The organism is Pseudomonas sp. W5-36, assembly GCF_046540455.1.
Lineage (GTDB): Bacteria > Pseudomonadota > Gammaproteobacteria > Pseudomonadales > Pseudomonadaceae > Aquipseudomonas > Aquipseudomonas graminis_B.
Genome location: NZ_JAXCIQ010000004.1, coordinates 137,219 through 158,517, shown reverse-complemented (window position 1 = coordinate 158,517; position 21,299 = coordinate 137,219). Strand labels below are relative to the sequence as shown.

Here is a 21,299-nt window from a genome sequence, read left to right as displayed (position 1 = left end):
TGGCAGCTCGTGTTTCAACGCGGGTACTGCACCGGCCTGTCATCCGTGTAAAAATGTCGACCACCATTTCAAGAGCCACACTCGGGAGGCTCGCTCCATGCGTTACGCCGAAGATCACAAAGCCCAGACCCACCAGCGGATCCTTCAGGAAGCCGCCGCACGCTTTCGCCGTGACGGCATCGGCGCCACCGGTTTGCAGCCGTTGATGAAGGCATTGGGCCTGACCCACGGTGGTTTTTATGCCCACTTCAAATCCAAGGACGACCTGGTCGAGAAATCCCTGCGCTGCGCCGTCGACCAGCTGCAGGCCGCACGCGCCGAGAAACTGGCGGAAGACAGCTCGACCCAGACGTTCATCGACCTGTACCTGTCGACCGCCCATCGCGATCACCCGGAAAAGGGCTGCCCGTTGCCGACCATGGCGTCCGAACTGGGCCAGCGCGGGCAACCGAGCGAGATCACCGACGAGTTGATTCATCGCATGCTCGCAACCCTTGATGCAGGCATGCCGGCCGATGGGCAGAGCAGCGACAAGAGCGTGATGCTGATGTCCGGGCTGGTGGGGGCGATGGTGCTGGCGCGCAGCGCAAAGGATCCTGCGCTGGCCGAGCGGATTCTGGAAACCACCCGCGATCAGCTCAAGCAACTGGTCGAGGGCTGACGCTCACTTCCCTGCCCTTTCTCGGCAGGGAAGCGTGACGTTTGTTTCACTGATGCCTCTCAGGGATGCCAGCGACGAAACAGCACGCTGGCGTTCACGCCCCCGAAGCCAAAACCGTTCGACAGCGCGTACTCGATGTTCATCGGGCGCGCCTTGCCGCGGACGATGTCGATGCCCACCGCCGCCTCGTCGGGGTTCTCCAGATTGAGGGTCATCGGCGCGATCTGATCGCGGATCGCCAACGCCGTGAAGACCGCCTCGATCCCGCCTGCTGCGCCGAGCAAATGCCCGGTGGCGGATTTGGTCGACGTCACCGCGACGCCATTCTGGTCACCAAACACCGTTTTGATCGCCGCCATTTCACCCTTGTCGCCCACCGGGGTGGACGTGGCGTGGGCGTTGACGTGCTGGACGTCGGCAGGCTGGATGCCCGCCTGACGGATCGCTGCCTGCATCGCTCGACGCGCGCCACTGCCATCCTCCGGCCCTGCAGTCAGATGATAAGCGTCCGCGCTGGTGCCGTAGCCGACCAGCTCGACGATGGGCGTTGCACCGCGGGCAAGTGCGTGCTCCAGGGTTTCGATAACGATGATCCCCGCGCCTTCGCCCATGACGAAGCCGTCGCGGTCACGGTCGAAGGGCCGCGAAGCGCGCGCAGGCGTTTCGTTGAAGCCATGGGAGAGCGCACGGGCGGCCGCAAAACCGCCCAGGGCGACGCGGTCGATACAGGCTTCGGCGCCACCGCAGATGGCCACGTCCGCCTCCCCGTTGCGAATCAGCCGCGCGGCATCGCCGATCGCCTGGACACCCGCCGCACATGCCGTCACCGGGGCGCCCAGCGGACCTTTGAAACCGTGCTGGATCGACACATGCCCGGCTGCCAGATTGACCAGAAACGACGGAATGGTGAACGGCGACAAGCGCCGCGGCCCGCGGCTGTCCGTAATGCGCACGGCCTCGGCGATGGCGCCGAATCCACCGACGCCGGCGCCGATGATGGTCGCGGTGCGTTCGCGCTCCTCTTCGGTGGACGGCACCCAGCCCGCCTGCTTGACCGCCTGTTGCGCAGCGCCCAGGGCGAACAAGATGAAGCGGTCCATCTTCTTCTGCTCTTTGGGCGGCGCCGCAGCGTCAGCATCGAACCCGGCTTCAGGGTCTTGCTCCAGTGTCGGCACCGGGCCGCCGACTTTTCCCGGCAAATCAGCCACCGTCCCCTCAGGCAACTGCACAATGCCGGAGCGGCCTTCGAGCAACCGCTTCCATACCGCTTCGACGCCGGAGCCCAATGGCGTTACCAGCCCCATACCCGTCACTACGATGCGACGCTCACTCATGGGTTCACCTTCTCCTCGTTTTTGGCAGTGGCCGGCACCCTTACGCGCCAGCCGTTTTGTAACGCTGCGCCGCGTGCTGCAGCGACAGATTCGGGCCCAGCGCCAGACGTGCCTGGGTGAACGCCTGCCAGAGCGCGGCATCGGGCAGCGACGGAATGGTCACCCGCTCCTGCTGATCAAACCCGGCCAACGCGGCGTCGACCATTTCGTTGACGTCCATGACCATTTCCGGCGGGAAGGCGTTGATGTCCATGCCCGCGCGCTCCCAGATTTCAGTGCGTGTGGCACCGGGCATCACCGCCTGAACCTGCACGCCCCGCTCGCTCATCTCGACGGCCAGCGATTGGGTCAGGCTCAACACATAGGCCTTGCTGGCCGTGTACACCGCGTTGAAGCGCTCCGGCAGCATGGGCACAACGGACGCGATATTGATGATCGCCCCGGTGCCGCGCGCCGCGAAACCGGCCGCTGCCGCTGATGCCAGATGGGTCAGCGCCACGATATTGAGTTGAATCAGGCGGTCCACTTCCCCCAGATCCGATTCGGCAAGGGGCGTACTCAGTGCAACCCCGGCGTTGTTCACCAGCAAAGTGACCGATGCGTCCGAGCGCAAACGCTGCTCGAGAACGCTGACGTCGGCGGGCTGGGTCAGGTCGGCTTTCACCACCTCAACGTGGATTGAATGCTTGGCGCGCAGATCGGTCGCCAGTGCTTCCAGCCGCGCCTGGTCACGGGCCACCAGCACCAGATCAAATCCGCGCCGTGCCAGCCGGTCCGCGTAAGTGAAGCCAATGCCCGACGAGGCGCCGGTGATGACAGCTTTGCCTTGAGTCTGAGTAGTCATGAACGTTCTCCGTGGGAAGGTAAGCGTAGCGGCGGAGAGATATTACATCCGTAATTTAAAAAATAATATGTCAGTCGACATTTTTCATTCTGTGCGTGATTGGCCAGCCCTGGTTTATTGCAGGCATAAAAAAGACCGATCAGTGATCGGCCTTTGCTCACAGGGTTTTAGTTGATCGACAGCTTGTCGCGGTTCTTGTCCAGCAGCGCTTTGCCGATGCCCTTCACTTCGAGCAACTCGTCCACCGCCGTGAAGCCGCCGTGTTCTTCACGGTAAGCGACGATGGCGTTGGCCTTCGCGGCGCCAATGCCGGACAGCTCTTTCTGAAGGGTTTCCGCACTCGCGCTGTTGAGATTGACCTTGGCGTCCTGCATGCCCGCCGGCGCGGACATGGCAGGTTTGCTGGCGTCCGGCGGGGTGGCGGCAGGGGCGGCAGTCACGGCGAGGGACGTACTCGCCAGCAGTGCGAAGATCAGAGAGGACAGGTAAGAAGTACGCATGAGTCATGCTCCATCGGCATCGTAAGTGGAAGCAGCATTCCTGAGCTGCTTCCCAAACCTAGCCGATGGCGGCAGTGCGTCAACGCAGGGATCGGTGACCGGATATGTCCTGTCTCGCAGGCCCCGTGCACAGCGGCCTGGCGCCCGTTTCAGCGATCGTTTGGCTGAGTAAGAAAAGGTTTCCGGTGTGCGTGTACTCAGGGTTCCCGACGACGCTGCTGATGAATCCAGTCAACGATATCGCCCTCGGGCGCATAGCCACTGACGGTGTCCCCGAGGATCTGCCGCACGCGGGTGTAATCATCGTCGTCCAGCGCCTTGAGTAGCTGCGAAAGGCTTTGCTTGAAGACGTCCCACGTGAGGAAGTCCTCCTGAGCTCTCATGATCATCGGGTGGCGAGTCGCTGCCACGTTGTTGCCGATCAGCAGCTCCTCATAGAGCTTCTCGCCAGGCCGCAGACCGGTGAACTCGATGGCAATGTCGCCCTGGGGGTTGTGTTCCGAGCGGATGCTCAGGCCCGACAGATGCACCATCTTCTCGGCCAACTCGATGATGCGCACCGGCTCGCCCATGTCGAGCACGAACACGTCGCCGCCCTGCCCCATGGAACCGGCCTGGATCACCAACTGCGCCGCTTCCGGAATGGTCATGAAGTAGCGGGTGATTTTCGGGTGCGTGACCGTCAGCGGCCCACCGGATTTGATCTGCTGATGGAACAGCGGGATCACCGAACCGGACGACCCCAGCACATTGCCGAATCGCACCATGATGAATCGGGTCTTGTTGACCTGATGCACATTGGAGCGGTCACCGAACATCACCGGCGCGGTTTCCCGGCTCAGTGCCTGCAACGTCAGCTCGGCCAGGCGCTTGGTGCTGCCCATCACATTGGTCGGGCGCACGGCCTTGTCGGTGGAGATCAACACGAAGTTCGCCACGCCGGCCTGCAGCGCGGCTTGGGCCGCATTCAGCGTACCGACCACGTTGTTGAGCACACCCTCGGCGATGTTGTGCTCGACCATCGGCACATGCTTGTAGGCCGCCGCGTGGTAGACCGTATTGACCTGCCAGGTCTTCATCACGTCCAGCAACTTGGCGTGATTGCGAATCGAGCCCAGGATCGGCAGCAACTTGACCTTGAGCGACTCACGAGCCACGCGCCGCTCCAGCTCGGTGAGGATCGTATAAAGATTGAATTCGCTGTGATCGAGCAGCAACAGCGTGGTCGGCTTCAGCAGCAGGATCTGTCGGCACAGCTCCGAGCCGATCGAGCCCCCTGCCCCGGTCACCAGCACGCACTGGTTCTTGATGCAGTGTTCGAGCAGTTCTTCCTGGGCAGGTACGGCGTCGCGGCCGAGCAGGTCGGCGATGTCGACTTCCTGCAGATCGTCGACCTTCACCCGGCCGGCGGCCAGATCAGAGAAATTCGGCACGCTGCGAACATGCAGCGGGAAGCCTTCGAGAAAGCCGAGAATTTCCCGGCGGCGCGCACGGGCTGACGACGGAATCGCCAGCAGGATTTCCTGGGCGCCGGTCACATCGATCATCTGCTGAATGTGCTTGGGCTTGTAGACCTGCAGCCCGGAAATGACCCGGTTAGAGATCGAGTCGTCGTCATCGATAAACGCCACGGGACGCATCGACCGGCCCATGCGCAAGGCGGCAACCAGTTGATTACCTGCCGCGCCGGCGCCGTAAATGGCCACTTTGGGCAGGCCATCGTCACGGGTCGCAAACGGCACATGGCGAGCGGCAGAGAACCAGTCGCCGAGGAAGTACTGACGCATGGCCAGCCGCAGGCCACCGATCATCACCAGGCTCAGCCACCAGTAATTGAACATCACCGATCGCGGCACAACGTGCTGGTGGTTGCTGTAGAGGTAGACCACGACCCCGAGAATCAGGGCCGAAAGGCTGACGGCTTTGATGATCGCGATCAGCGCGTCGTTGCCGAAATAACGCATGACCGCGCGGTACATGCCGAACCGAATGAACAGCGGGATGGCCACCACGGGGGCGCTTGCGAACAGCCAGGTATGGATTTCCAGGGGATTGATGAGCTCGTCGATGCCCAGGCGAACGACGAACGCCATCCACAACGCGAACCAGATCAGACAGACGTCTGCGGCGACCTGCATGATCCGCTTGTGCCGGCGAGGCAGCGCCAGCAGCGAAGTGCGAATTTTCTCCATTGTCCCCTCAAGCACGCGTTCAAACTCCTTTCAGTCGACCCTTGCACCGGCCATTGATTCCTGTCCCGCAAGGGAATCGGATCAACAGCATCAGCGCCAATGTCCACGCTCAGCTTTTTTCAAGCGCCCCTGCCTTGAAGATGACTGCCAGGGCGAGCAATGGAGCGTAAGCAATGATCACGCCGAGTGCCCCGTCCAGCCCGAAACGGGTGACACCTACAGCGACCGGCAACAGCCAGCACAGATTGATTACACCGACTGCGGACGTCACGGGAAGGTGCTTGCCAAAACGGCGCGAGGCGAATTGATAAGCGTGACTTCTGTGCGCCTCATAGACCTTGTCGCCCCGAATGAGCCGACGGATGAGGGTTACGGTAGCGTCTACGATGAAAACCCCGAGGAGGATAAGCCATACCCACAAGAACTGCGAGGAAATCCACGCGCCCTGCAGCGACAGACAACCGAGCATGATGCCGAGAAACCCGCTGCCGGCGTCGCCCATGAAGATCTTTGCCGGGGGGAAATTCCAGGCCAGAAAGCCCGCCACTGCGCACGCCAGCAGGACCGGCAGCCACACCAGCGTGGCGACACCGCTGAGGGCGTAGATGATCGCCGCACCGACGCAGACGCAGATCGCCTCGACGCTGGCAATGCCGTCGATGCCGTCCATGAAGTTGTACAGATTAAGCAGCCAGACCAGGTAAAACGCCGCCAGCACGTTGACGATCAAGCCCGGGGCGAGGGTCATGCCGAACACGCTGATCGGCGGAAGACCTCCCAGCCAGAACAACGCCCACGCTGCCGCGAAGAAGTGCCCCAGCAGGCGCCATCGCGCCGCGATGTGGCCGTGATCGTCGAGAAACCCCAGCGCCGCGATCAACGCGCCCGCGCCGAACATGGCCAGGAACGGATCGCGCCCGATCAGCCCTGCACAAAGCATCCAGACCAGTGCCACCAGGTAACTGATGACAATCGCCACACCGCCGCCCCGTGGCGTCGGGATCGTATGAGAGCTTCTACCGTTGGGAATATCGAGCAGGCTCTTGTGCAATGCATATCGTCGCAATACATGCGTCAGCGCAAACGACAACACCCCAACAGCAACCGCGACCCACCAATAATTCATGCTCGATCCGTAACCAGAAAATGCTCGACGGTCTTTTTCAGGCCGTCCTCTACCGACACCGGGGGCTGCCACTGCAACCGTTCGCGATTTTTGCTGATGTCCACCCGCAGCGAACCCAGCACCCGCTCGGCCGCCGATGTGCGACCCAACAGTGAGGCGCCGAGCATGATAAGGGATTCGGGGACGGGGATAAGCCAACCCGATGCCCCAATGTGCGATTTGAGGCGGGCGGCCAGTTCGGTGGTCGACAGGTCTTGGCCGTCGCTGACCAGAAAGACCTGGTTCGCGGCGGCAGGATGATCGATGCAGACGCGGATCAGGTCGATCAAATTGTCCAGCGAGACCAGGCTGCGCGCATTGTTCACCAAACCGAGCGGCAGCGGCACACCTTTGCGCAGGGTGCGCATCAGTTGCAGGAAGTTCGCCTTGACGCCGGGCCCGTACACCAGCACCGGACGGATGATCACCACTTCCATCGCAGAGGTCTTTGCCAGCGCCAGAAGGCCCTGTTCTGCTTCGTGCTTGGAGATGGCGTAGGGATCGCTCGGATTGGGCGCGTCGCACGGACGAAAGCATTGGCCCCGCGCAGTGGACTCGCCGTTGACCTTGATCGTGCTGATAAAGATGAAGCGCCGGACACCGGCTGCGGCGGCCTGCTCAGCGAGGTTCAGCGTGCCGAGGGTGTTGACCTCCCGGTACAGCGAAAGGGGGTCAGCCGCGGTGTCGTGCATGACATGCACCCGCGCTGCAGCATGAACGACCGTATCGACGTCGTGCAGCACTGCTTGCCATGGGGTGTCGGCAGTCAGCCCGGCAACAGCGGTCGTCGTGACGTTTGCAGAAGAATGGGGCATCGCCCGTCGGCTGACCGCAACAATGTGCGTGTCAGGCAGGTGTGCAAGGTGGTCAACCAGCGCTGTTCCCAAAAATCCCGAACTGCCTGTTACCAGGATTTTTCTGGTCATATCCGATCCATGCACATAAGAATTCGTCGTCAATCATGACGGCCGCTCCGGGGCAGCGGCGCCATTGTAGACGATTGGCTCGCGGCCCTGCCATTCAGTCAGCAGGACCGCGTGCCAAGTGCATCACTTGCCGTTGATCAACGCTTCGATCTCTTTCACCTTGGCCTCGACCAGGGCTGGATCACGACGGCTTTCGACGTTCAGACGCAGCAACGGCTCGGTGTTCGAACCGCGCAGGTTGAAACGCCACTCAGCGAACTCAAGGCTGATGCCGTCGGTTCTGTCGATGTTCGAGCAGGACGGCGTGTAGTGCTCCAGGATCTTGGCGATGATGGATTTGACGTCGTCGACCTTGTAGTTGATCTCGCCGCTGCACGGGTAGGCCGCCATGCGCTCATCGACCAGCTGCGAGAACTTCTTGCCGGACACCGACATCAGTGCAGCGACCAGCAGCCACGGGATCATGCCGCTGTCGCAATAGGCGAAATCGCGGAAGTAGTGGTGCGCACTCATTTCGCCGCCATACACGGCGTCTTCAAGACGCATGCGCTCCTTGATGAACGCGTGGCCGGTCTTGCACAGCACCGGCGTACCGCCCGCCTGCTCGACCTGATCAATGGTGTTCCAGGTCAGGCGCGGGTCGTGAATGATTTTCGAGCCCGGGTGTTGCTTGAGCAGCATTTCTGCCAGCAGGCCCACCAGGTAGTAGCCCTCGACGAAACGGCCTTGCTCGTCAAAGAAGAAGCAACGGTCGAAATCGCCGTCCCAGGCCAGACCCAGGTCGCAACCGTGCTTGAGCAGCGCGTCGCGGGTGATGCTGCGGTTTTCCGGCAGCAGCGGGTTCGGTACGCCATTAGGGAAGTTGCCATCCGGCTCAGCGTTGATGATGACCCACTCAAACGGCAGCTGGGAGCGGATCGCCTCCAGTGCAGGACCGACCGCGCCATTGCCCGGATCAGCGAGGATCTTCAGTGGACGAAGATCGGCGTCTTTGACGTAGGTCAGCAGGTGCTGAATGTAGGCCGTTTTGTCCGGCTTGGACTGAACGCTGCCGTGCTGGGCGGCAACCTGACCGAAATCGCCCGCATCGACACGCTGGCGAATGGCATCAAGGCCGGTGTCACCGCTGATAGGACGAGACGACTTCTGCACCAGCTTCATGCCGTTATAACCCTTCGGGTTATGACTGGCCGTGACCATCACGCCGCCGTCTGCTTCGTAGTGGCTGGTGGCGAAATAGACTTCTTCGGTGCCGCACAGGCCGATGTCGATGACATCCGCCCCGGCTTCCTGGATGCCTTTGATCAACGCTTGAGCCAAGGCCGGGCTTTCAAGACGCATGTCTCGGCCCACGACGATATTTTTGGCACCCAGTTCGACAACCATGGACCGACCGATGCGGTACGCGATGTCATCGTCAAGGTCATTAGGCACCTGACCACGGATGTCGTAGGCCTTGAAGCAGCGAGTCTGAAGAGCGGGATAGTCGGAATTCATGTGTAAAAACCTATGCGACGAAAAAACCCGAAGGTTCCTCTGTTCAGTAGAAGCAGCTCGAATGAAGAACTGCACGCAACCCTCGCGCCTGAAAGCTTGAGGCGTGGGTTAGGCATTGAAAAAGGGAATTAGTTATAGGTGCGCTTGTAATTATCTTCAACGCAAGCGTTGAGGTGTCTGGCGCGCGGGGATTCTATCAGGGCAGGCGTGACGCTTTGGTCTTCCTGCGCAGACGCGCGACTGAAACCAACAGCGGGCCCATCAACATGCCCACCAGCAGTGCAAAGATCACCGGCACGGCAACAGGCAGCTCGGGCGCGTTCCAGCCAAAGAATACCAGTGCGACGGTTTGCTGGTTTTCCAGCACAAATACGAGAATCGCCGCTGCGATCAACAGGGCGATAACTAAAAAGATCAGACGCTTCACATTTCGCATGAGAACTCCTCAAAGAGCTATTGGAGCTCGTGCTCCTCTTCTTCGTTCACCCGGTCGCGGAGCTCTTTGCCTGGCTTGAAGTGAGGGACAAACTTGCCATCGAGGCTGACAGACTGGCCTGTCTTTGGATTGCGGCCTACGCGAGGCGCGCGATAATGCAGGGAAAAGCTGCCGAAGCCGCGTATTTCAATACGGTCGCCCGTCGCGAGGCATTGCGACATCTGCTCAAGCATGGTCTTGATGGCCAGCTCCACATCTTTGGATGAGAGCAGTCCTTGATGGGTGACAATTCGTTCGATCAACTCCGACTTCGTCATGTTTTTCCCTTCTTTTTCAAGCAGCTAGGTAAAGCGCTTTGAAGGTTTTAGCATGACCTGAAGCATTTGAACAGAGTATGTCCAGACTTAAATCAACCGAGCTTGAAGATCGTCAACAGGCACTGGCCGAACATGCCGCAAAAACACCCGCCCACAAAAAAGGGCGACCGAAGTCGCCCTTTTTCAATGGTCAGACAGAACTCAGTTCTGTTTTTCCATTTGAGCACGCAGCAGGTCACCCAGAGTGGTAGGACCAGTGCTTTCAGCGGTTTCAGGCTTGCTACGCAGGCTCTGAATCGCTTCTTTCTCGTCTTCAACGTCTTTCGACTTGATGGACAAGCTGATCACGCGGCTCTTGCGGTCAACGCTGATGATCTTGGCTTCGATCTCTTCGCCTTCTTTCAGAACGTTACGCGCATCTTCAACGCGGTCACGGCTGATTTCGGAGGCTTTGAGGGTCGCTTCGATGTCGTCGGCCAGAGTGATGATGGCGCCTTTGGCGTCAACTTCTTTAACGATACCGCGGACGATAGCGCCTTTGTCATTGACAGTGACGTACTCGGAGAACGGATCGCTTTCCAGCTGCTTGATGCCCAGCGAGATGCGCTCACGCTCTGGATCAACCGACAGGATCACGGTGTCAAGCTCGTCGCCCTTCTTGAAACGACGTACGGCTTCTTCGCCCACTTCGTTCCAGGAGATGTCGGACAGGTGAACCAGACCGTCGATGCCGCCGTCCAGACCAATGAAGATACCGAAATCGGTGATCGACTTGATGGTGCCGGAGATCTTGTCGCCCTTGTTGAACTGGCCAGAGAAATCTTCCCACGGGTTAGATTTGCACTGCTTGATGCCGAGGGAGATACGACGACGCTCTTCGTCGATGTCCAGAACCATGACTTCCACTTCGTCGCCAACCTGAACGACTTTAGACGGGTGGATGTTCTTGTTGGTCCAGTCCATTTCGGAAACGTGTACCAGGCCTTCCACGCCTTCTTCCAGCTCTGCGAAGCAGCCGTAGTCGGTCAGGTTGGTAACACGCGCGGTAACGCGAGTGCCTTCCGGGTAACGAGCCTTGATAGCAACCCATGGATCTTCACCCAGTTGCTTCAGACCCAGGGAAACACGATTGCGCTCGCGATCGTACTTCAGGACCTTTACATCGATCTCATCGCCAACGTTGACGATTTCCGATGGATGCTTGATGCGCTTCCAGGCCATGTCGGTGATGTGCAGCAGGCCATCGACGCCACCCAGATCGACGAATGCGCCGTAATCGGTGAGGTTCTTGACGATACCCTTGACCTGTTGGCCTTCCTGCAGCGATTCCAGCAGAGCTTCGCGCTCGGCGCTGTTTTCGGCTTCCAGGACACTGCGACGGGAAACGACAACGTTGTTGCGCTTCTGGTCCAGCTTGATGACCTTGAATTCCAGCTCTTTGCCTTCCAGGTGCGTGGTGTCGCGCACTGGACGGACGTCAACCAGAGAACCTGGCAGGAACGCACGGATGCCGTTAACGTCGACTGTGAAGCCGCCTTTAACCTTACCGTTGATAACGCCCTTGACCACTTCCTCAGCTGCGAAAGCCGCTTCCAGAACGATCCAGCACTCGGCACGCTTGGCTTTTTCGCGGGACAGCTTGGTTTCGCCAAAGCCGTCTTCGACCGCGTCCAGCGCAACGTGGACTTCATCGCCGATCTTGATGGTCAGCTCGCCAGCATCGTTGTGGAACTGCTCCAGCGGGATGAGGCCTTCGGACTTCAGACCAGCGTGAACGGTGACCCAACCAGCCTGGTAATCGATATCGACGATGATCGCGGTGATGATCGAACCGGCCTGAAGGTTAAGAGTCTTTAGGCTTTCTTCGAAAAGTTCAGCAAAGCTTTCGCTCATTTTAATTCCTGTTGATAAGGGCGAAGAATACGCCCATCTGCCACGCTCCAGACAACGTGGGTTTCGTTCATATGAAAGAAAGCCTGCGGGACTATGACTGGTCTCCCACATGGCTTTCTGGTCATCCGGCGAGATCGCGGAGTGCGACTTCACTCAGGATGCGTTCAAGCACCTGCTCGATGGACAATTCGGTGGAATCCAGCTGAATGGCGTCATGCGCCGGCTTGAGCGGGGCTACCGCTCGCTGGGTGTCACGCTCGTCGCGGACACGGATCTCATCTAGCAGACTCGGCAGACTAACATCGTCACCCTTGGCCTTCAACTGCAAATATCGCCGTCGGGCACGCTCGTCGACGCTGGCCGTCAGAAAAATCTTCAACGGCGCGCCGGGAAAGACCACCGTGCCCATGTCGCGGCCGTCGGCAATCAGGCCCGGAAACTCCTGAAACGCCCGCTGGCGCTGCAGCAGTGCTTCACGAACAGCGGGCAACGACGCCACCTGCGACGCGCCACTGCCGACATGCTCATTGCGGATGGCCGACGTCACGTCCTCCCCTTCGAGGATAATGCGCTGACCGTGGTCATCGGTCGCTGCCATGAACTGCACGTCCAGGTGCGCAGCCAGCAGTTTCAGTGCTTCTTCATTGGTCAGATCGACGCCATGGTTGACGGCCGCGAAGGCCAGCAGCCGATACAGCGCGCCGGAATCCAGCAGGGACCAGCCCAGACGTTTGGCCAGCTTGCCGGCCACCGTGCCCTTCCCGGAACCGCTGGGTCCGTCGATCGTAATGACCGGAGCTTGAACTTTCACGATTGCCCCTCTTGCGTTACACGAATACCCACCTGAGCACACAGCGTCAGGAAACTGGGAAATGAAGTCGCCACATTGGCGCAGTCCCGGATATGAATCGGGCTGGCCGCACGCAGCGACGCGATACTGAATGCCATGGCGATGCGGTGATCGCCCTGCGCGTTGATTTCACCACCGCCGAGGTTTCCACCATCAATAATGATGCCATCTGCGGTCGTTTCAACGTTTATGCCGAGCGTCGCCAGACCGTTGGCCATGGCGCCAAGGCGGTCTGATTCCTTGACGCGCAATGCCTGAGCGCCCTTGAGGACCGTTCGCCCTTCGGCGCAAGCGGCGGCAATCAAGAGCGCCGGGAGCTCGTCAGTGGCCAGCGGTATCAGGGCCAGCGGGATATCGATACCCCTGAGACGGGCATGGCGCACGTGCAGATCAGCCACCGGCTCACCGCCCGCATCGCGCGGGTTGTCCAGCGTGATGTCCGCGCCCATCAGGCGCAGGATATCGATGACGCCCGAGCGCGTCGGGTTCACACCCACCCCTTCGAGGATCAAATCCGAGCCCTCAGCGATGGAGGCTGCCACCAGAAAGAACGCCGCCGAAGAAATATCGGCGGGCACTTCGATGCGGGCGGCCTTGAGCTCAACCCCTGACTGCAACGCGACTGTCGCGTCATGAGCGGAAACCGAATGACCCAACCCTTGCAGCATGCGCTCGGTGTGGTCCCGGGTCGGGGCTGGCTCATGCACCATCGTTGTGCCATTTGCGTAGAGACCGGCGAGCAACAGCGCGGATTTCACCTGAGCGCTGGGCAATGGCATGTCGTAGCGGATGGCCTGAAGACCCTGCCCGCCGCGAAGGGTCAGCGGCGGCCGGCCGTCTTCTGCGGTGTCGATCACGGCGCCCATCTGGCGCAACGGTTCGACGACACGGGTCATCGAATGCCGTGACAGCGAGGCATCGCCGGTCAGCACGCTGTCGAATCGCTGCCCGGCCAACAGGCCACAGAGCAGGCGCATTGACGTGCCCGAGCTTCCCAGATAAAGCGGTCCCGGCGCAGGTCGCAGCCCGTTGAGGCCGACGCCATGAATGTTCAGGCGACCGTGGTGTGGCCCCTCGATGACCACACCCAGGTCGCGGAATGCCTGCAACGTCGCCAGCGCGTCCTCACTCTCGAGAAAGCCTTCGACGACGCTGGTGCCCTGGGCCAGGGACCCGAGCATGATCGCCCGATGGGAAATCGACTTGTCACCCGGCACGCGAACCCGCCCCCGGACAACGCCGCCAGGCTTCCCGATAAACTTCAGGTCGGCGCACGTGGCGTGTTCGACGTAGGCACGACGGGCAAGGATCTTGCCGAAATGCTCGCGGGCGACCCGGGCCCGGGTGAACACACCGAGCAACTGGTGGCCATCGCCTGCATCCACGGCATCGCGCAGCGCATCGAGGTCGCTGCGGAACGTGTCGAGGGTGCGCAGCACGGCCTCGCGGTTCGCGAGGAAGATGTCATGCCACATCACCGGATCACTGCCGGCGATGCGCGTGAAGTCGCGGAAGCCCCCCGCCGCATAGCGGAAGATGTCGAGGTTTTCGTTGCGCTTGGCCAGCGAATCCACCAGGCCGAACGCCAGAAGGTGCGGCAAATGACTGGTCGCCGCCAGCACTTCATCGTGGCGCTCGACCTGCATGTGCTCGACGTCGGCGCCCAGTGCCGACCAGAGACGGTCAACCAGCGCCAGCGCCAATGGGTCGGTTTCGGCCAGTGGCGTGAGGATGACTTTGTGCCGCTTGAACAGCTCGGCGTTGGAGGCTTCCACTCCGCTCTGCTCGGAGCCGGCAATCGGGTGGCCGGGCACGAAGCGCGGCGGCATCACACCGAACGCTTCACGCGCGGCGCGGACCACATTGCCTTTGGCGCTACCGACGTCGGTCAGCACGGCATTGCCCAGGTCCAATCCAGCCAGTACGCCGAGGAGTTTTTCCATGGCCAGAATCGGCACGGCCAACTGAATGACGTCAGCCCCTACGCAGGCGGCAGCGAGAGTGTCTTCACAGCGATCGACCACGCCCAGCTCCACGGCCAGTGTGCGCGATTGCGGATCGAGATCGACGCCCACGACTTCGCGACACAGGCCACTCTCCTTCAAGCCCTTGGCGAACGACCCTCCGATCAGGCCGAGCCCGACCACCACCAGGCGGCCGATCATAGGCGCAGCGGGTTGCAGCGACGTGACATCAACCACGTGCCAGAACCTTGCTCAACGCCTCGATGAAACGACTGTTCTCGCTCGGCAAACCGATGCTCACCCGCAGGTGATTGGGCATGCCATAACCACCAATCGGGCGAACGATCACACCTTCACGCAGCAATCCTTCGTAAACCGAAGCGGCCTCGCGGCCCAGGTCTACGGCGATGAAGTTGGCTTTGGAGGGAATCCAGCTCAGGCCCATCTGACCAAGCCCCTCTTCCAACTGCTGCATGCCGGCTTCATTGAGCTGACGGCTTCGCGCAACGTAGTCCACGTCGCCCAGCGCAGCGCAAGCGGCGGCCAGCGCGAGGCTGTTGACGTTGAACGGCTGACGCACGCGGTTCAGCACGTCGGCCACGACCGGCGAGGACAACCCATAGCCGACGCGCAACGACGCCAGGCCATAGGCCTTGGAAAACGTCCGCGACACCAGCAGGTTTGGATAGGCGCTCAGGAAGTTAAGCCCGTCAGGCAGCTCGGCGCTTTCGGCGTATTCGATGTAGGCCTCGTCCAGCACGACCAACACGTTGTCAGGCACCTGCGTGAGGAAATCCGCCAGCGCGCTTGGCCCGAACCAGGTCCCGGTGGGGTTGTTGGGGTTGGCGATGAAGACGACTCGGGTGTTGCTGTCGATGGCGGCGAGCATGGCCGGCAGGTCGTGACCCCACGCCTTTGCCCTGGCGACGTGAGCAGTCGCGCCCACGGCCTGGGTGACAATCGGATAGATGGCGAACGCGTGTTCGCTGAACACCGCATTCAGCCCCGGCGCCAGATAGGCACGGGCGACGATTTCCAGAATATCGTTGGAGCCGTTGCCCAGCGTCACTTGCTCGGGCTGCACGCCACAGGCTTGCGACAGCCGCTGCTTGAGCTCGAAACCGTTGCCGTCCGGGTAGCGGGTCAATTCCGCCAGCGCGTCTTTGATCGCCTGCAACGCCTTGGGGCTGGCGCCCATCGGGTTTTCATTGCTCGCCAGCTTGATGATGCGCGCCGGATCGATATCCAGTTCACGCGCCAGTTCGTCCACCGGTTTGCCGGGAACGTAAGGCGATAGTTTTTGCACGCCGGGCTGTGCCAGCGTGAGGAAGTCGCCGCTCATGTACCGCTTTACCTCTTCAGTGAAACCCGTAGGGCTACAAGTCCGGACGCAGGATCAAAGCACTGCCTTCGGATAGGAACCCAACACCTTGAGCGCCACGGCTTCCTGGCTGATCTGCTCGAGGACGGCCTTGATCAGCGGGTCGCGGTGGTGGCCGACGAAGTCGATGAAGAACACGTAGGTCCATTTCCCGCTTCGCGAGGGGCGCGTCTCGATGCGCGTCAGGTCGATGCCGTTTTGGTGAAACGGCACCAGCAGTTCATGCAGCGCGCCCGGCTTGTTGCTCATCGACACAATGATCGACGTTTTGTCGTCACCGGTCGGCGGCACTTCCTGATTGCCGATCATGAGGAAACGCGTGGCGTTGTCCGGACGGTCTTCGATCTTCTCGGCAATCCGCGTCAGGCCGTAAAGGCCCGCCGCCATATCACCGGCGATCGCCGCCGAGTTCCACTCGCCCTTGACCCGCTTGGCCGCATCGGCGTTGCTGGCAACGGCGATGCGCTCGACGTTCGGGTAGTGCGCGTCCAGCCACTTGCGGCATTGCGCCAGGGACTGGGCGTGGGAATAGATGCGGCTGATGCTGTCAGTCTTGGTGCTTTCGCCCACCAGCAGATGATGGTGAATGCGCAGCTCGACTTCGCCACAGATCACCATGTCGTGCTCAAGGAAGCTGTCCAGCGTGTGGTTGACTGCACCTTCGGTGGAGTTCTCCACCGGGACGACACCGAAATTCACCGCACCGGCGGCCACTTCACGGAACACTTCATCGATCGCAGCCATCGGCTTGCTGATGACGGCGTGGCCGAAATGCTTCAGCGCGGCAGCCTGGGTGAACGTGCCTTCAGGACCCAGATAAGCGACCTTGAGCGGCTGCTCCAGCGCCAGGCACGAGGACATGATTTCGCGGAACAGCCGCGCCATCTCTTCATTGCTCAACGGGCCACGGTTGCGCTCCATGACACGTTTCAGGACCGCCGCTTCACGCTCAGGCCGGTAGAACACCGGCACCTCGCCCGCTGGCAGGTCGGCCATCTTGACCCGGGCGACTTCCTGGGCGCAGCGGGCGCGCTCGCTGATCAGCTCCAGAACCTTTTCGTCCAGGCTGTCGATGCGGACCCGCAGGGCCTTGAGTGCTTGTTCAGACATTAGCCGTGTTCCTTCTCGAACTCTGCCATGTACGCGATCAGGGCGTTGACCGCACTGAGGTCGATGGCATTGTAGATGGACGCGCGCATGCCGCCGACTGAACGGTGGCCTTTGAGGTTGAGCAGGTTGCGCGCTTCGGCACCCGCGAGGAACGGCTTGTCCAGGCGATCATCGGCCAGACGGAACGGCACGTTCATCCACGAGCGGTCGGACGGGTTGATCGGGTTGCTGTACAGGCCGCTGGCATCGATGAAGTCGTACAGCGTGCGCTGCTTGAGTTCATTGCGCGTGGCCATGGCTTCGACACCGCCCTGCTCTTTCAGCCATTCGAAGACCAGACCGGACAGATACCACGCCAGCGTCGGCGGCGTGTTGTACATCGAGCCGTTGTCGGCCGCGACCTTGTAGTTGAGCATCGTCGGGCACAGGGAACGCGCGCGACCCAGCAGGTCCTCGCGGATGATCGCCACGACGATGCCGCTCGGGCCGATGTTCTTCTGGGCGCCCGCGAAGATCATGCCGAAACGCGAAACGTCGAGGCGGCGCGAGAGGATGTCCGAAGACATGTCGGCGACCAGCGGCACGTCGCCGGTTTCCGGAATCCAGTTGAATTGCAGACCGCCAATGGTCTCGTTGGGCACGTAGTGAACGTAGGCCGCGTCTTTCGACAGCTTCCACTCGCTCTGGGCGGGAATGGCGAAATAATCGGCAGGTTTGGCGCTGGCGGCGACATTGATGTTGCCGTAACGCGATGCTTCTTCAATGGCTTTCTGCGACCAGATGCCGGTGTCGATGTAGTCGGCTGTGCCGTTTTCAGGCAGCAGGTTCAATGGAACCTGAGCGAATTGCTGGCTGCCGCCGCCTTGAAGAAACAGCACTTTGTAATGGGAGGGGATGGACAGCAGATCGCGAAAATCCTGCTCCGCCTTGGTGGCAATGGAGACGAACTCGTCGCTGCGATGGCTCATTTCCATGACGGACAGGCCTTTGCCATGCCAGTCCAGGAGTTCGGCCTGGGCACGCAGCAGAACAGCTTCAGGGAGCGCGGCAGGACCTGCGCAGAAGTTAAAGGCTCGCTTGCTCATATCCACTCTCGTCGTGTCACTGAATTAATTTGGAACGGGTGAAGTGCGGGGAAGTGCGGAAGGTGCTCGTTTCATTACGATCACCCGTTACCGGAACTGTTGACCGGCGCGTAGGGCATCGGTCAAAAAGGGGGGGCTGTCACCAGCCCCCCTCTCGGCGTTACTCCTGCGGCTCTTCTTCGTCAGCCGCGGGATCCGCTTGCGCATCGTCAGCGGACTCGTCGGTGTCGACGGCACCAATCACGTCAGCATCAACCTCTTCGCCTTCGAACGCTTCACCTTCCAGCTCTTCGCCCTCGACTTCCGATGGCTCCTGGACGCGCTCCAGACCGACCAGTTTCTCGTCCTTGGCCAGCTTGATCAGGGTCACGCCCTGAGTATTGCGGCCCAGACTCGAAACTTCGCCAACACGGGTACGCACCAGCGTGCCTTGGTCGGAAATCAGCATGATTTCCTCGCCTTCCTGCACCTGAACGGCGCCGACCAGACGGCCGTTACGCTCGTTGCTGACCATGGCGATGACGCCCTGACCGCCACGCTTGTACTCAGGGAACTCGGTGATCGCGGTGCGCTTGCCGTAGCCACGCTCGGAAGCGGTGAGGATCTGGCTGCCCTGCTCCGGAATCAGCATGGAAATCAGCTTCTGACCTTCCGGCAGACGCATGCCGCGCACACCGCGAGCCGTACGGCCCATGGCGCGCACTTCGGATTCCTTGAAGCGGGTGACCTTGCCGCCGTCGGAGAACAGCATGATTTCCTGCTCGCCATCGGTAACCGCGGCCGAGATCAAGATGTCGCCTTCGTCCAGCTCCAGCGCAATCAGGCCGACGCTGCGTTGACGACTGAACGCCACCAGCGGGGTCTTCTTGACGGTGCCGTTGGCGGTCGACATGAAGATGAACGGCGCCTTCTTCTTGTCAGCAGCCTTGATGCGCGCCTTGCGCTCTTCTTCGGTCTCGTTGCTGTTTTCGAGGTCTTCGGCCTCGGCGTCCACGCCTTCGGCTTCTTCTTCGTCAGCACGCTTGCGCATGGCTTCGAGATCGACCGGCAGCATGGTGGTGATGTATTCGCCTTCGCTCAGCGGCAACAGGTTGACCAGCGGACGACCACGGGCAGCGCGGGACGCTTCCGGGATCTCGTAGGTCTTGAGCCAGTACACCTTGCCTTTGCTGGAGAACATCAGCAGCGTGGTGTGACTGTTGGCGACCAGCAGGTGAGCGATGTAGTCCTCATCCTTGACGCCGGTGGCCGACTTGCCTTTGCCGCCGCGACGCTGGGCCTGATAGACAGCCAGCGGTTGAGTCTTGGCGTAGCCACCATGGGAGATGGTCACGACGCGCTCTTCTTCCGGGATCATGTCGCCGAGGGTCAGGTCCAGGCGCGCATCGAGGATCTCGGTGCGACGCACATCGCCGTACTCGGCGCGGATCAGCTCGAGCTCTTCGCGGATGACTTCCATCAGGCGCGTGGCGCTGTTGAGGATGCGCAGCAGCTCGCCGATCTGAGTCAGGATTTCCTGGTACTCGGTGAGCAGCTTCTCGTGTTCCAGACCGGTCAGGCGGTGCAGACGCAGCTCGAGGATGGCCTGAGCCTGTTCCGGCGACAGGAAATACTTGCCGTCTCGCATGCCGTACTGAGGATCGAGGTTTTCCGGGCGGGACGATTCGGCGCCCGCGCGCTCGACCATCTCGACCACGGCGCTGGATTCCCACGGCGTGCTGATCAGCCCTTCCTTGGCTTCGGCCGGGGTCGGCGAGGCTTTGATGAGGGCGATGACCGGGTCGATGTTCGACAGGGCAACGGCCTGACCTTCAAGAATGTGACCACGCTCGCGGGCCTTGCGCAGTTCGAACACGGTACGGCGGGTAACGACTTCGCGACGGTGACGAATGAAGGCTTCCAGCAGGTCCTTGAGGTTCAGGATGCGTGGGCGGCCGTCGATCAGCGCAACGATGTTGATACCGAAGACGCTTTGCAGTTGGGTCTGGGCGTAGAGGTTGTTGAGGATGACCTCAGGCACTTCGCCGCGACGCAGCTCGATGACCACGCGCATGCCGTCCTTGTCGGACTCGTCGCGCAGTTCGGTGATGCCTTCAAGCTTCTTCTCTTTAACCAGCTCGGCGATCTTCTCGATCAGACGCGCCTTGTTCAGCTGGTACGGCAGCTCGGTGATGACGATCTGCTGGCGACCACCGACCTTGTCGATGTCTTCGACAATGGAGCGGGCGCGCATGTAAATGCGGCCACGGCCGGTCTTGTACGCTTCTACGATGCCGGCACGACCGTTGATGATCGCGGCAGTCGGGAAGTCCGGGCCGGGGATGTACTGCATCAACTCGTCGACGGTGAGGTCGCCGTTGTCGATCAGCGCCAGGCAGCCGTCGATGACTTCACCGAGGTTGTGCGGCGGAATATTGGTCGCCATGCCCACGGCGATACCGCTGGAGCCGTTGACGAGCAGGTTGGGAATACGGGTCGGCATGACCGCAGGAATCTGTTCGGTGCCGTCGTAGTTCGGCACCCAGTCCACGGTTTCCTTGTGCAGGTCGGCCAGTAGCTCGTGGGCCAGCTTGGTCATGCGCACTTCGGTGTATCGCATGGCGGCGGCGTTGTCGCCGTCCACCGAACCGAAGTTGCCTTGGCCGTCTACCAGCAGGTAGCGCAGGGAAAAGGGTTGGGCCATACGAACGATGGTGTCGTAGACCGCGGTGTCGCCATGCGGGTGGTACTTACCGATAACGTCACCGACCACACGGGCGGATTTCTTGTACGGCTTGTTCCAGTCGTTACCCAGTTCGCTCATCGCGAACAGTACCCGACGGTGCACGGGCTTCAAGCCGTCGCGCGCATCGGGGAGAGCACGTCCGACGATGACGCTCATCGCGTAGTCGAGGTAGGACTGCTTCAGCTCGTCTTCGATATTGACCGGGAGGATTTCTTTGGCCAGTTCGCCCATGAGAAGCCTGATTCCTTTTTCTGGTGAAACCGCGTTCAGCCATCCGGGATGAACGAGGCTTGCCGCTGCCGACGATTGTCAGGCAACGACTTACGACAAATCAGCGAGTTATGCCATGAATGTGCGCAGTCATAAGGGTCGCCATGCGCCCCTTTGGAAACCGCCGGATGGTACCACAATCGCCGTCA

17 protein-coding genes are annotated in these 21,299 nt (G+C 61.0%); 1 reads left to right on the top strand and 16 read right to left on the bottom strand.

Annotated elements, in window-relative coordinates; translation table 11 throughout:
- Window positions 1–97: 97 nt before the first annotated feature.
- The gene (locus SLW74_RS09050; RefSeq protein WP_065992998.1) at window positions 98–661 is read left to right on the top strand and encodes a TetR/AcrR family transcriptional regulator; all 564 of its coding nucleotides are present in this window, start codon (window positions 98–100) and stop codon (window positions 659–661) included.
- A gap of 59 nt (window positions 662–720) precedes the next feature.
- Here the strand turns inward: SLW74_RS09050 and fabF are convergent, their stop codons facing one another.
- From fabF to gyrA, 16 genes are all read right to left on the bottom strand, one after another.
- Entirely contained in the window at window positions 721–1,995 is a 1,275-nt protein-coding gene (gene fabF, locus SLW74_RS09045) for a beta-ketoacyl-ACP synthase II (protein ID WP_410928663.1), read from the bottom strand.
- 40 nt (window positions 1,996–2,035) lie between these two features.
- Window positions 2,036–2,839, bottom strand: coding sequence for an SDR family NAD(P)-dependent oxidoreductase (locus SLW74_RS09040; protein WP_410928662.1), 804 nt, complete (start codon window positions 2,837–2,839; stop codon window positions 2,036–2,038).
- 167 nt (window positions 2,840–3,006) lie between these two features.
- Window positions 3,007–3,339, bottom strand: coding sequence for a ComEA family DNA-binding protein (locus SLW74_RS09035; RefSeq protein ID WP_296313596.1), 333 nt, complete (start codon window positions 3,337–3,339; stop codon window positions 3,007–3,009).
- Window positions 3,340–3,536: 197 nt separating this feature from the next.
- A complete protein-coding gene (locus tag SLW74_RS09030) occupies window positions 3,537–5,531 on the bottom strand; it encodes a polysaccharide biosynthesis protein (RefSeq protein WP_410928661.1) in 1,995 nt (664 codons plus the stop codon).
- Window positions 5,532–5,640: 109 nt separating this feature from the next.
- On the bottom strand, window positions 5,641–6,657 hold the full coding sequence (locus SLW74_RS09025) for an MraY family glycosyltransferase (protein WP_410928660.1): 1,017 nt from the start codon (window positions 6,655–6,657) through the stop codon (window positions 5,641–5,643).
- Window positions 6,654–7,622, bottom strand: a complete 969-nt coding sequence (locus SLW74_RS09020; protein WP_410928659.1) for a UDP-glucose 4-epimerase family protein — start codon at window positions 7,620–7,622, stop codon at window positions 6,654–6,656. Before SLW74_RS09020 ends, SLW74_RS09025 begins: the two co-directional genes overlap by 4 nt.
- A gap of 123 nt (window positions 7,623–7,745) precedes the next feature.
- Window positions 7,746–9,119, bottom strand: coding sequence for a phosphomannomutase/phosphoglucomutase (locus tag SLW74_RS09015; RefSeq protein ID WP_065992989.1), 1,374 nt, complete (start codon window positions 9,117–9,119; stop codon window positions 7,746–7,748).
- A gap of 196 nt (window positions 9,120–9,315) precedes the next feature.
- A complete protein-coding gene (locus SLW74_RS09010) occupies window positions 9,316–9,555 on the bottom strand; it encodes a LapA family protein (RefSeq protein WP_410928658.1) in 240 nt (79 codons plus the stop codon).
- Window positions 9,556–9,572: 17 nt separating this feature from the next.
- Window positions 9,573–9,872, bottom strand: coding sequence for an integration host factor subunit beta (gene ihfB, locus SLW74_RS09005; protein WP_037011901.1), 300 nt, complete (start codon window positions 9,870–9,872; stop codon window positions 9,573–9,575).
- 201 nt (window positions 9,873–10,073) lie between these two features.
- On the bottom strand, window positions 10,074–11,765 hold the full coding sequence (gene rpsA / locus SLW74_RS09000; RefSeq protein ID WP_065992985.1) for a 30S ribosomal protein S1: 1,692 nt from the start codon (window positions 11,763–11,765) through the stop codon (window positions 10,074–10,076).
- Window positions 11,766–11,886: 121 nt separating this feature from the next.
- Window positions 11,887–12,576: a (d)CMP kinase gene (gene cmk / locus SLW74_RS08995; protein ID WP_065992981.1), complete on the bottom strand. Its 690-nt coding sequence runs from the start codon at window positions 12,574–12,576 to the stop codon at window positions 11,887–11,889.
- Window positions 12,573–14,780, bottom strand: coding sequence for a bifunctional prephenate dehydrogenase/3-phosphoshikimate 1-carboxyvinyltransferase (locus SLW74_RS08990; RefSeq protein ID WP_410928811.1), 2,208 nt, complete (start codon window positions 14,778–14,780; stop codon window positions 12,573–12,575). Before SLW74_RS08990 ends, cmk begins: the two co-directional genes overlap by 4 nt.
- A gap of 28 nt (window positions 14,781–14,808) precedes the next feature.
- Window positions 14,809–15,921 carry a histidinol-phosphate transaminase gene (gene hisC / locus SLW74_RS08985; RefSeq protein ID WP_410928657.1) on the bottom strand — a complete coding sequence of 371 codons (1,113 nt, stop codon included), beginning with the start codon at window positions 15,919–15,921 and terminating at the stop codon, window positions 14,809–14,811.
- 54 nt (window positions 15,922–15,975) lie between these two features.
- On the bottom strand, window positions 15,976–17,070 hold the full coding sequence (gene pheA, locus SLW74_RS08980) for a prephenate dehydratase (protein WP_065992977.1): 1,095 nt from the start codon (window positions 17,068–17,070) through the stop codon (window positions 15,976–15,978).
- A complete protein-coding gene (gene serC / locus SLW74_RS08975; RefSeq protein WP_410928656.1) occupies window positions 17,070–18,155 on the bottom strand; it encodes a 3-phosphoserine/phosphohydroxythreonine transaminase in 1,086 nt (361 codons plus the stop codon). The genes pheA and serC overlap by 1 nt, the downstream gene beginning before the upstream one ends.
- Before the next feature lie 160 nt (window positions 18,156–18,315).
- A complete protein-coding gene (gene gyrA / locus SLW74_RS08970; protein ID WP_065992973.1) occupies window positions 18,316–21,111 on the bottom strand; it encodes a DNA gyrase subunit A in 2,796 nt (931 codons plus the stop codon).
- Window positions 21,112–21,299 lie beyond the last annotated feature (188 nt).

Excerpts from the sequence above, each read along its gene's own strand:
- SLW74_RS09050 (WP_065992998.1), top strand. The coding sequence starts at position 98 with ATGCGTTACGCCGAAGATCACAAAGCCCAGACCCACCAGCGGATCCTT.
- fabF (WP_410928663.1), bottom strand. The coding sequence starts at position 1,995 with ATGAGTGAGCGTCGCATCGTAGTGACGGGTATGGGGCTGGTAACGCCA.
- SLW74_RS09040 (WP_410928662.1), bottom strand. The coding sequence starts at position 2,839 with ATGACTACTCAGACTCAAGGCAAAGCTGTCATCACCGGCGCCTCGTCG.
- SLW74_RS09035 (WP_296313596.1), bottom strand. The coding sequence starts at position 3,339 with ATGCGTACTTCTTACCTGTCCTCTCTGATCTTCGCACTGCTGGCGAGT.
- SLW74_RS09030 (WP_410928661.1), bottom strand. The coding sequence starts at position 5,531 with ATGGAGAAAATTCGCACTTCGCTGCTGGCGCTGCCTCGCCGGCACAAG.
- SLW74_RS09025 (WP_410928660.1), bottom strand. The coding sequence starts at position 6,657 with ATGAATTATTGGTGGGTCGCGGTTGCTGTTGGGGTGTTGTCGTTTGCG.
- SLW74_RS09020 (WP_410928659.1), bottom strand. The coding sequence starts at position 7,622 with ATGACCAGAAAAATCCTGGTAACAGGCAGTTCGGGATTTTTGGGAACA.
- SLW74_RS09015 (WP_065992989.1), bottom strand. The coding sequence starts at position 9,119 with ATGAATTCCGACTATCCCGCTCTTCAGACTCGCTGCTTCAAGGCCTAC.
- SLW74_RS09010 (WP_410928658.1), bottom strand. The coding sequence starts at position 9,555 with ATGCGAAATGTGAAGCGTCTGATCTTTTTAGTTATCGCCCTGTTGATC.
- ihfB (WP_037011901.1), bottom strand. The coding sequence starts at position 9,872 with ATGACGAAGTCGGAGTTGATCGAACGAATTGTCACCCATCAAGGACTG.
- rpsA (WP_065992985.1), bottom strand. The coding sequence starts at position 11,765 with ATGAGCGAAAGCTTTGCTGAACTTTTCGAAGAAAGCCTAAAGACTCTT.
- SLW74_RS08990 (WP_410928811.1), bottom strand. The coding sequence starts at position 14,780 with ATGATCGGCCGCCTGGTGGTGGTCGGGCTCGGCCTGATCGGAGGGTCG.
- hisC (WP_410928657.1), bottom strand. The coding sequence starts at position 15,921 with ATGAGCGGCGACTTCCTCACGCTGGCACAGCCCGGCGTGCAAAAACTA.
- pheA (WP_065992977.1), bottom strand. The coding sequence starts at position 17,070 with ATGTCTGAACAAGCACTCAAGGCCCTGCGGGTCCGCATCGACAGCCTG.
- serC (WP_410928656.1), bottom strand. The coding sequence starts at position 18,155 with ATGAGCAAGCGAGCCTTTAACTTCTGCGCAGGTCCTGCCGCGCTCCCT.
- gyrA (WP_065992973.1), bottom strand. The coding sequence starts at position 21,111 with ATGGGCGAACTGGCCAAAGAAATCCTCCCGGTCAATATCGAAGACGAG.